The organism is Streptomyces sp. NPDC060209, assembly GCF_042728155.1.
In the GTDB taxonomy this organism is placed as follows: Bacteria; Actinomycetota; Actinomycetes; order Streptomycetales; family Streptomycetaceae; genus Streptomyces.
Window position 1 is genome coordinate 1 of record NZ_JBHWZS010000343.1, and the last position, 8,816, is coordinate 8,816.

7 protein-coding genes are annotated in these 8,816 nt (G+C 70.6%); 6 read left to right on the plus strand and 1 reads right to left on the minus strand.

All coding sequences use genetic code 11. The annotated features are described in order from the left end of the window. Window positions 1–43: 43 nt before the first annotated feature. Complete coding sequence (locus tag ACFWFI_RS37470) at window positions 44–1,375, minus strand: ROK family transcriptional regulator (RefSeq protein ID WP_387399392.1); 1,332 nt, start codon at window positions 1,373–1,375, stop codon at window positions 44–46. 141 nt (window positions 1,376–1,516) lie between these two features. Between ACFWFI_RS37470 and ACFWFI_RS37475 the strand changes: the two genes are divergently transcribed. The 6 genes from ACFWFI_RS37475 to ACFWFI_RS37500 all read left to right on the plus strand — a co-directional run bounded on the left by ACFWFI_RS37475 (window position 1,517) and on the right by ACFWFI_RS37500 (window position 8,733). After that, window positions 1,517–2,830, plus strand: a complete 1,314-nt coding sequence (locus ACFWFI_RS37475) for an ABC transporter substrate-binding protein (RefSeq protein ID WP_387399395.1) — start codon at window positions 1,517–1,519, stop codon at window positions 2,828–2,830. Between the two features lie 10 nt (window positions 2,831–2,840). Then, window positions 2,841–3,851 (plus strand): carbohydrate ABC transporter permease, encoded by a 1,011-nt coding sequence (locus ACFWFI_RS37480; RefSeq protein WP_387399398.1) that lies wholly within the window; start codon window positions 2,841–2,843, stop codon window positions 3,849–3,851. 28 nt (window positions 3,852–3,879) lie between these two features. After that, window positions 3,880–4,719: a carbohydrate ABC transporter permease gene (locus tag ACFWFI_RS37485; RefSeq protein ID WP_387399404.1), complete on the plus strand. Its 840-nt coding sequence runs from the start codon at window positions 3,880–3,882 to the stop codon at window positions 4,717–4,719. Window positions 4,720–4,739: 20 nt separating this feature from the next. Next, a complete protein-coding gene (locus ACFWFI_RS37490) occupies window positions 4,740–6,098 on the plus strand; it encodes a GH1 family beta-glucosidase (protein ID WP_387399406.1) in 1,359 nt (452 codons plus the stop codon). 131 nt (window positions 6,099–6,229) lie between these two features. After that, complete coding sequence (locus tag ACFWFI_RS37495; protein WP_387399401.1) at window positions 6,230–6,610, plus strand: hypothetical protein; 381 nt, start codon at window positions 6,230–6,232, stop codon at window positions 6,608–6,610. 116 nt (window positions 6,611–6,726) lie between these two features. Further along, on the plus strand, window positions 6,727–8,733 hold the full coding sequence (locus ACFWFI_RS37500; RefSeq protein WP_387399403.1) for a hypothetical protein: 2,007 nt from the start codon (window positions 6,727–6,729) through the stop codon (window positions 8,731–8,733). Window positions 8,734–8,816 lie beyond the last annotated feature (83 nt).

An 8,816-nucleotide genomic window follows, 5' to 3' on the forward strand; every position in this document is an offset into this window, starting at 1 on the left:
GCGCCGCACCGCGGTGCGGCCACCGGGCAGACCACGGCGCGGCTCAGCCCGCCACGCTGCGGCTGCGTTTCGGCGCCGAACGATCCGGGGCGGTCGCGGTCACCGGGAGCGGATTCCGCGCGGGACGGGTGCCGCCGCGCGCCAGGAAGTCGGACAGGGGAAGGGTCGCGGCGCCCACGGTGACCGCGTCCGGACCCAGGTGGCCCATGTCGATCGTGGTCCGGGCGACCGCGTGCTTGAGCGCGTACTCCTGGGCGTACCGGCGGATCTGCGGGAGCAGGTGGGGGCCGATGAGCAGGCCCGCCCAACCGCCGAGCAGGATGCGTTCGGGCAGGAACAGGTTGACCAGATCGGCCAGGGCCGCGCCCAGGCACTCGGCCGTCTCGTCCAGGATCGAGACCGCCACCGGGTCCGGGGCCGTACCGCCGGGCCCCGGATAGGCCGCCATGAGCAGCGCGGCGAGGGCGGTCTCGTCGTCGGCGTCCCGGGGCAGCGGGCCGCCCGCCTCGTGCCAGCGCTCCCGCATCGCCTCCGCACCGGCGTACGCCTCCAGACAGCCTATGGAGCCGCAGCGGCACCGGCGGCCCCGCAGCTGCACCGTGGTGTGGCCCCACTCCAGGGCCGCGTTGGAGAGGTCCTCGTCGAGGATGTCCCCCCGGTTCACGCTCGCGCCCACTCCCGAGCCGATCAGGGCGACGGCCGCCGCACCGGCACCCCGGCCGCCGCCGAACCACATCTCGGCCTGCCCCAGCGTCTTCGCGCCGTTGTCGATGAAGAACGGCACTTCCGGCGGCACGTGCACGACCTCGCGCAGCAGGCGCTCGAAGGGGACGGCACTCCATCCGATGGTCTGACCGTGTACGACCGCTCCTGGGCCGCCCGCGGTCCGTGGGGCGTCGCGTTCGATGATGCCGGGCACGCCGATGCCGATGCCGAGCAGCATGCGGGGGTCGGCGCCCGCGTCGCGCAGGACGTCGGACACGCCCGAACGGACATGGCCGACGATCCGCTCGACGTCGTATCCGTGCTGGGCCAGCAGCCGGTCGGTGCGTGCGAGCTCCGTCAGCGAGAGATCGAACAGCTCGACGCGCACCCGGGTCTCACCGATGTCGATGCCCACGAACAGCCCGCCGCCCGGGGCGATCCGCAGCAGAGTACGGGGGCGCCCCCCGTCGGAGTCGACGATGCCCGCCTCCTCCAGGAGCCCTTCCGAGGCCAGCTCCGCGACCACGTTGCTGATGGAGCCCGAACTCAGCCCGGTCGCGGGCCCCAGCTCCTGACGGCTCAGCGGACCGTCGAAATACAACCGTTGCAATACCCGCGCCCGATTGCCCCTTCGCAGGTCACGCACGGTCCGTCTGCTGCGCTCAGCCATGTTGCTCCCTTCGTCCCGGCAACATACCCCGGCCCCGACTCTTGACGCGCACTTTCTTCACCTCTTAAATCACATCTTAAATTAAGAGCGAAGGGGCGTTCGGATCCCGAAGCGCGCCTCCCCGGAAAGGGGCCACCTTTCATGCGTCACCTCAGAGCCGCAGCAGCGATCACCCTCGCCGTATCCGTCGCAGCCGGTGTCACCGGCTGCGGCGGCGGGACGTCGTCGGACGGCGGCAGTAACGAGTCACCGAAGACCCTGACGTATTGGGCGTCCAACCAGGGCCCGAGCATCGAGGCAGACAAGAAGATCCTCACCCCCGAGCTGAAGAAGTTCGAGAAGGAGACCGGGATCAAGGTGAAGCTGGAGGTCGTCCCCTGGGCCGACCTGCTGAACCGGATCCTCGCCGCCACCACGTCGGGGCAGGGCCCGGACGTGCTGAACATCGGCAACACCTGGTCGGCATCACTCCAGGCCACCGGCGCACTGCTCCCCTGGGACGACAAGAACTTCGAGGCGATCGGCGGCCGGGACCGCTTCATCGACTCGGCGGTCGCCTCCGCGGGCAAGGAGGGCGAGCCCCCCGCCGCGGTGCCGCTCTACTCGCTGTCGTACGCCCTCTACTACAACAAGAAGATGTTCGCGGACGCGGGCATCACCACACCGCCCGCCACCTGGGACCAGCTCGTCGTGGACGGCAAGAAGCTCTCCAAGGACGGCAAGTGGGCCCTCGGCGCCGAGGGTTCGAACCTCAGCAACAACATCCACCAGACGTTCGTCCTGGGGCAGCAGCACGGCGCGGACTTCTTCGACGAGGAGGGCAAGGCGGACTTCACCTCGGACGGAGCCGTCGCCGCCGTGAAGCAGTACGTCGACTTCATGGCCAAGGACAAGATCATCGCTCCGGGCAACGCGGAGTACGCCCAGAACCAGTCGCTGACGGACTTCGCCAAGGGCAAGACGGCCATGGTCCTGTGGCAGGCGGCCGCCACCACCTTCGCCGCCCAGGGCATGAAGCCGGAGGACTGGGGCGTGGCTCCCGTCCCCGTGCCGGCCGGGGCGCCGGGCGCGGACAAGCAGACCAACTCCATGGTGGCCGGCATCAACATGGCGGTGTTCAAGAACACCAGGAACATCGACGGCGCGAAGAAGTTTGTGAAGTTCATGACGAGCGACGAGGAGCAGAAGATCCTCTGCAAGACCTACGGCTCGATCCCGCCCGTCAAGGCCGCCCAGTCGGATCCCGCGTTCGCCGCCCCGGAGCTCAAGGTCCTGCGCGACACCCTCGCCACCAGCGCCGCCCCGCTCCCCCAGGTGCCGAACGAGTCGCAGTTCGAGACAGCGGTCGGCACCGCGGTCAAGGAACTCTTCGCGGACGCCGCGGGCGGCACCCCCGTCACCACCGAATCAGTCAAGGCGCGCCTCGAAAAGGCCCAGCAGACGATGCAGCAGTGAGGCTTTCTCCATGACCGCCACCGTGACCACGGACCCCGGGGTCGACAAGTCGACCAGGGTCACGAGCCGGGGCAGCGGGGGTGCGCGCCGCAGAATGCCGCGCATCCCCGACCGGATCCGCCGCGGCGGACTGCCCTATCTCCTGCTCCTCCCGGCCGTCCTGCTCGAACTCCTCGTCCATCTGATCCCGATGATCGTCGGCATCGTGATGAGCTTCCGCCAGCTCACCCAGTTCTTCATCAACAACTGGGGCGCGGCGCCCTGGACGGGCCTGGACAACTACGAGATCGCCGTCGACTTCGACGCGCCGATCGGCGAGGCCCTGCTCCATTCCTTCTTCGTCACCTGTGTCTTCACCTTCTTCGCCGTCGGTCTCGCATGGCTCTTCGGCGTCACCGCGGCGATCATGCTGCAGGAGAACTTCCGGGGCCGGGGCTTCCTGCGCACCGTCTTCCTCGTCCCGTACGCCCTGCCCGTCTACGCGGCGGTCATCACCTGGGCGTTCATGTTCCAGAGGGACGACGGGCTGGTCAACCACGTCCTGCACGACCAGCTGGGCCTGACCGACCAGCCGTCCTTCTGGCTGATCGGCGACAACAGCGTCTACGCGCTGATCATCGTCTCGGTCTGGAAGGGCTGGCCCTTCGCCTTCCTCATCGTGATGGCGGGGCTCCAGAACATCCCCCGCGAACTGTACGAGGCCGCCTCGATCGACGGCGCGGGCATCTGGCAGCAGATCCGCAGGATCACGCTGCCCTCGCTCCGGCCCGTCAACCAGGTCCTGGTCCTCGTCCTGTTCCTCTGGACGTTCAACGACTTCAACACGCCCTACGTGCTGTTCGGGAAAGCGGCTCCGTCGAGCGCGGACCTCATCTCGATCCACATCTACCAGTCGTCCTTCGTCACCTGGAACTTCGGCACCGGTTCCGCGATGTCCGTGCTGCTGCTGCTCTTCCTCCTGGTCGTGACGGCCGTCTACCTGTTCCTCACCTCACGCGGAAGGAAGGGCGCCGATGCCTAGCCCCGCCCGGTCACGCGTCCGGTCCCCCATGGCGGCGCCCCAGTCCTTCCTCTGGACCCGGCGCATCGTCCTGACCCTGCTCACGGGGTTCGTCCTGCTGCCGGTCTACGTGATGATCAGCAGTTCCCTGAAGCCGCTCCAGGAGGTGTCCGGGAAGTTCCAGTGGATCCCTCACGGGCTGACCGTGCAGCCGTACTTCGACATCTGGGACACCGTCCCGCTCGCCAAGTACTTCGTGAACTCGCTGATCGTGGCGGGGGCCGCGACCGTCTCCTCCGTGGTGATCGCGGTCTTCTCCGCCTATGCGGTGAGCCGCTACAGCTTCCGCGGCAAGCGTGTCTTCACCGTCACGGTGCTGTCCACGCAGATGTTCCCGGGGATCCTCTTCCTCCTCCCGCTGTTCCTGATCTTCGTCAACATCGGGAACAGCACCGGTCTGGCCCTGTACGGCTCACGGGGCGGGCTGATCCTCACGTATCTGACCTTCTCGCTGCCCTTCTCCATCTGGATGCTGATCGGCTACTTCGACTCCATCCCGAGGGACCTGGACGAGGCCGCCATGGTGGACGGCTGCGGGCCGGTCCGCGCCCTGTTCCGGGTGGTCGTGCCGGCCGCTGTGCCGGGGATCGTCGCCGTATCCGTGTACGCGTTCATGACGGCGTGGGGCGAGGTGCTGTTCGCCTCCGTGATGACCAATGACGCCACCCGCACCCTCGCGGTGGGCCTGCAGGGTTACGCCACCCAGAACGACGTGTACTGGAACCAGGTCATGGCCGCCTCGCTCGTCGTCAGCGTGCCCGTCGTCGCGGGATTCCTGCTCCTGCAGCGCTACCTCGTCGCCGGGCTCACCGCGGGAGCCGTCAAGTGACCGATACGGAAGGGCAGTCGGTGAACGACTTCAGCGCGCTACCGGACGACTTCACCTGGGGGGTCGCCACCGCCGCGTACCAGATCGAGGGAGCTGTGGCGGAGGACGGCCGCGCTCCCTCCATCTGGGACACCTTCTCGCACACTCCGGGCGCCGTCGACAACGGTGACACCGGCGATGTGGCGTGCGACCACTACCACCGGGTCCCCGAGGACATCGGCCTGATCAAGCAGCTCGGCGCGGGCGCCTACCGCTTCTCGGTGGCCTGGCCCCGGATCGTGCCGGGCGGCGACGGCCCGGTGAACAAGGCCGGGCTCGACTTCTACGACCGGCTGGTCGACGGACTGATGGAGGCCGGGATCACCCCGTTCGCCACGCTCTACCACTGGGATCTGCCGCAGGCGCTCCAGGACCGGGGCGGCTGGACCGTCCGCGAGACCGCCGAGCACTTCGCGGCGTACACGTCCGTCGTCGTCGAGCGCCTCGGCGACCGGGTGAAGGACTGGGCGACGCTCAACGAACCGCTCTGTTCCGCCTGGATCGGGCATCTGGAGGGGAGGATGGCGCCGGGTCTGACCGACCTGACGGCCGCCGTCCGGGCCTCGTACCACCTCCACCTCGGCCATGGTCTGGCCGTCCGGGCGATCCGGGCCCAGTCCCCGGATGCCCGCGTCGGCATCGTCAACAACCTCAGCCCGGTCGAGCCCGCGAGCGAGAGCCCTGCCGACCTCGCCGCAGCCGTCCGGGCCGACGGCCACATAAACCGGTGGTGGCTGGACCCCATCCACGGACGCGGCTATCCGCAGGACATGCTCGACCTCTACGGCGTCGAACTGCCCCTGCGGCCGGGTGATCTGGAGGCCATCGCGGCGCCGCTGGACTGGCTCGGGCTGAACTACTACTTCCGCCAGATCGTCACCGCCGACGCACACGGTCCGGTCCCCCACGCCAGGCAGGTACAACCGCCCGGGGCCCGGCACACCTCCATGGACTGGGAGGTCCACTCCGAGGGCCTGGAGCAGCTGCTGCTGCGCCTCACCGAGGAGTACGGCGCCAGGCGGATCTACGTCACGGAGAACGGCTCGGCCTACCAGGACACCGTCCGGCCCGACGGCTCGGTGCACGACCCGGAACGCACGCGGTATCTGGAGGAGCACCTCGCCGCCTGCGCCCGCGCCGTGCGCAAGGGGGCGCCACTGGCCGGCTATTTCGCCTGGTCGCTCCTGGACAACTTCGAGTGGGCGTACGGCTACGACAAGCGGTTCGGCCTGGTCCACGTCGACTACGAGACCCAGCGCCGCACGGTCAAGAGCAGCGGGCGGCGCTATGCGGAGCTGATCCGCGAGATCTCGGGCGACCGGCCGCCCACGGCGGCCTGAGCCCCTCCCCCGGGCGACGGCCCGAGCCCCCGGCCCGGCAGCCCCACCTGCCGGTGTCCGGGGGCAGCTGTCGTTCGGCACACCACCGGAGGGCGATCGGGTGGGGAAGGCCCGGCGATTATGCTCACCGTATGGAGCAGAGTGAAGTCCTCAAGCGAGTGATCGGCATTCTCACGGAGGCGGGCGAGATGCAGCGCCACGCGGAGGAGGACACGAGCGACGGCGATGCCGACGCGGGCGGAAGCATGGTTACGACCCTTCTCAACGAGACGATGCCGCACATCGCCATTCCCTCCGACGCCACCGTCGAGGAGATGGCCGCCCTGGTGGGGCGCGAGGTCGGCGGCGCCGTCGAGCAGCTGGTCGGAGCGTTCACGCTGGCCTTCATCGCGCTCGCGCAGATCCACGACTCCGGGCAGGAGGACGTGACCTCCGCCGATGTGCTGCAGGATCTGGCATTGCGGGCCGAGGAGCTGAGTTCGGGCGACGAGGGTCCGGAGGGGTCCGTCTAGTCGCTGATGGGGCCGCGGACGGTGCGCGTCGGCCGCGAGGCCGATGTGACCGTCACACGATCGGCTCGTTTGCCGGGGTGACGGTTCTCTGCCCACGGCTCGGAAGGCACCCACCCATGCCGCTCCATCCCTCGCCGCTTCGCATCCTCGGTCCCGGCACACACCTCGGTGTGAAAGAGGCCGAGGCGGCACTCGTCGAGCACTATCCGCGCCTCGTGCGCCTGGCCTATCTCACTCTGCCCCCTCGCCTCGGCCGGCACCGCAGGGTGCTCGCCGCGCACGCCGCGGTACAACGGGCCCTGCACGGCAGGACGCGCCCCGCACCGTGGCAGGGTGCGGAAGGCATCCCCGCTCCGCGGTCCGGCGTCCGCGCGGGCGACGGCACGCACACACCCGCGTACGCCGGAGTCCGCCTGCGGGTCGTGCGCTCGGCGCTGGCGTACGAGCGGAGGCCTCGCTGGTGGCCGGGAAGGGCGCCCGCACCGGCGGCGCTGCGTCCTTCGCTGCCGGTCGTGCGAGGACTGCGGCTCTTCCCACGCGCCGGCGGTATGGACGAATTCACCCTGGACCGCGCCCTGGCGGATGTTCCTGCGGCCGTCCGGGCGGCACTGGGTCTGCGCCTGCTGGAGTCGCTGTCCGGCGACGGCGCACAGTCGTTGCTCGCCGAGGCGGGCGTGCCGGATCCGGCCGACGCCGTGCGCGCCGCCGCGCAGGTCGCCGGGAGCGACCACGAGCGGGTCCGGCGCATGCTGCGGTCGGACGAGTTCGATCCCTGCACGGTGCAGACGCGCCCGGGCGACCTGCTGCGGCGTCGGCACCGGATGCGGGCGGGGGCGGCCGCCCTGGCGCTCCTCGCGGTGGCCGGGGGCCTCGCCCTCTCGGCCGGCGCGGGCGCCGATGATGCCCCGTCACAGGCATCGGCCCTGCGTGGGGCGGTGCCGGGTGGGGCGCTCGATCCCGCGCGGCTGGTGCGGACGCCTCCGGAGCAGTGGGCGGACACCTCGCGCGTGGACTTCAGCGCCTGGCCGCCACGCGGCGGCCGCACGGACGACCGTGAGCTCCTGGGGCGGGCACTCGGCAACTGGGCCGGCCCCCGGACAGACGTTGCCGTCACCACCACCCCCGGAACGGCTGTCGTCCCGCCTGCCCAGCACCCTCAACTGTTGTTCGCGGGCGACCTGGACGGCGAGGCCGTGGTGCTGTTCCACGACGGCGGCGTACGCGTCGTCCGGTACGCCGAACCCCTCTCCGGAAAGGGCACCCCCGCACTGGACTTCGCCCGGGTCGACGACGCGGACGTCACCACGGCGGCGGCACTCGCCGTCAGCCGCACCGGCACATCCGCGAGGTATCTGCTGGCGCCCTGGGTCGCGGAGTCGGCGACGCGGGACCTCCTCGCGCCCGGCACACCGGCGCGGGCGCTGGCCGTGGACGGGGACGGGGTCACCGCGGCAGTACCCCGCCCGGAGGAGGGCGGCGGATGCCTCTCCTGGCCCGCGATGCAGCTGCGGTCGTCGGAGAGGATCGTGGAGAAGCACGCGTTCCTCGTCACGGATCTCGGCGACCTCGCTCCGGTGCACCTCACCCACACCCCTGCACCCGGATCCGGCGCTCCCGCCCGGCAGCCGCGCGAGGCGACGGGCGCCGACGCCCTGGTCGGCCTGGCCCGCACGGCCTGTTCGCTGCGGGACCTGCGTCACTCCGGGGTGCGGGCGGTCAACAACTGGGAGTTCGCGGAACAGGCGCTGCCGGGCACCCGCTCCACGGCGGACTGGGTGTGCACCAGGGCGGACACCTGGCGCGGACCTGGCCGGGTCCTGTTGCAGTTCGTCCCGCCCGCCGCGTCCCCCTCCGCGCGGGCCGAGGTGGTGTCCGACCGCCGGAACACGGCTCTGTGCAGCCGCTTCGGCCAGCACGTCGTCGCCGGCACCCACTGGAGGTCGCCGACCGGAGCCTGGTACGTGCTCGCCGCCGGCAGCCGCGCCGTGGAGCGGATCCGGGTGGCTGGTTCCGTGCGCGGAGTTTCCTCCGGCCCGACGCTGGCGGTCCGCGCACCGCAGGACGCCCCGTTCGAGGTGGACGCGCGACTGCGCGGCGGAGGGACGTTGTCCCCGGCCGGGTGACGGGCTCTCACCGGATCGAGGGAACTGACCGGCCGCTCCGTGCGCGCACGCACGAGTCCGCGGTGGGCCACGGGGGTCCGTGG

What these genes read in the sequence shown, in the direction of transcription:
- ACFWFI_RS37470 (WP_387399392.1), bottom strand. Translation starts at nt 1,375, where the DNA reads ATGGCTGAGCGCAGCAGACGGACCGTGCGTGACCTGCGAAGGGGCAAT.
- ACFWFI_RS37480 (WP_387399398.1), top strand. Translation starts at nt 2,841, where the DNA reads ATGACCGCCACCGTGACCACGGACCCCGGGGTCGACAAGTCGACCAGG.
- ACFWFI_RS37500 (WP_387399403.1), top strand. Translation starts at nt 6,727, where the DNA reads ATGCCGCTCCATCCCTCGCCGCTTCGCATCCTCGGTCCCGGCACACAC.
- ACFWFI_RS37475 (WP_387399395.1), top strand. Translation starts at nt 1,517, where the DNA reads ATGCGTCACCTCAGAGCCGCAGCAGCGATCACCCTCGCCGTATCCGTC.
- ACFWFI_RS37485 (WP_387399404.1), top strand. Translation starts at nt 3,880, where the DNA reads ATGGCGGCGCCCCAGTCCTTCCTCTGGACCCGGCGCATCGTCCTGACC.
- ACFWFI_RS37495 (WP_387399401.1), top strand. Translation starts at nt 6,230, where the DNA reads ATGGAGCAGAGTGAAGTCCTCAAGCGAGTGATCGGCATTCTCACGGAG.